We start from the raw sequence: 1,239 nt of genomic DNA, 5'->3' as shown, positions 1-1,239 counted from the left end.
TCCCAAATTGCAAGAACAAATTAGCCACACGATAAATCCTATTAAATCAGTATTTTCATTAATATTCATATTTTATGGACTTAACTTAACCGGCGGAAGCAGCGGAGAAAAGCTCTTTGGGTGTTTGATAGCCAGTTTACCGGCGCGGTAAATTGTTTAGCTTTGACTCAACTGCTTGGATATCATGAGGACCCAAAATATCCATGGATAGACCCTTGGGTACATCGCGGCGGATCATTCGATTATGCGCTTCGTTAGTCCCGCGCTCAGAGGAACGATATGGATGGGCATAATAAAGGTCAGCGACACCGGTAAGTACAGCGCCAACTTCCGAGAACTCAGCGCCATTATCGGCAGTAACTGACTTCATGATTGATCCGTATTCTTGACAGATCTTGGCCAGCTCATAGTTGACTGAATCGGCATCACGACCATCGATCAAACGTAGAATTTGGCAGCGGGATTGACGCTCGATCAGCGTTAAGATCACACTCTCTTGACCGTTGCGCTTGCCCACCACGGTGTCCAATTCGAAATGGCCGAACTCTTGGCGCTGGTCGATACTTTTAGGCCGTTCATCAATACTCCGTCCGGCCAGACGCTTGTGCTTGATCGAGTGATGATGTTTAGCACGGTGGCGCGTTTTTTCGAGTAGATCAAGATTACGGACTTCAAGTAACTGGGCATCAATATAGTGGTATAGCGTCTTGGTCGAGACCATCTCCTCAGGTTGATATAAGCCTTCAAGTTTGGCCCGTCCTACTGCTGCATCAGGCGACCAACCATCTTGACGCAAATGAGTCGTAAAATAGTCGATAAAATCAGCGACACCGACGAGTTTCAAAGGTCGATGACAGTGGGCTCGATTAGCTTCGTACTTAGCTTGTGCTGTTTCTGGTGAGTATACAGCGTAATATTGGCGTTGACCATTCACTTTTTTTACTTGGTCGATCTCGCCGCGGCACAATTCATTATTGATTGTTTGATGACAAACATTAAGCGCTCTGGCAATTGCACGATTGGAATAGCCTTGGCTGTGCAGCGTAGCAATTCTGCCTCGTTCAAACGAAGTTAGGTGCTGACCTTTTTTTCTGACTGTGGTATTCTGTTCTTGCATCAAGACAATAACCTCTTTCATTGTTTGTGTAGGAACATCAATGATAACAGAGATTTGTCTTGGTGTTTTTTATTTTATCAATTAGCTAAAAGTATTTGGCTAACTTGATTATAAAACGCGCG

1 protein-coding gene is annotated in these 1,239 nt (G+C 44.7%); it reads right to left on the bottom strand.

From position 1 onward, the window contains the following. Positions 1–136: 136 nt before the first annotated feature. Entirely contained in the window at positions 137–1,117 is a 981-nt protein-coding gene (locus EKM65_RS11080; RefSeq protein ID WP_225420464.1) for an IS30 family transposase, read from the bottom strand. Between the last annotated feature and the right edge of the window lie 122 nt (positions 1,118–1,239).

It is taken from the genome of Lapidilactobacillus bayanensis, assembly GCF_003946695.1.
Taxonomy (GTDB): domain Bacteria; phylum Bacillota; class Bacilli; order Lactobacillales; family Lactobacillaceae; genus Lapidilactobacillus; species Lapidilactobacillus bayanensis.
Note: the sequence above shows the minus strand (reverse complement) of the source record. Positions and strands in the feature narration are given on the sequence as shown.

Excerpts from the sequence above, each read along its gene's own strand:
- EKM65_RS11080 (WP_225420464.1), bottom strand. The coding sequence starts at position 1,117 with ATGCAAGAACAGAATACCACAGTCAGAAAAAAAGGTCAGCACCTAACT.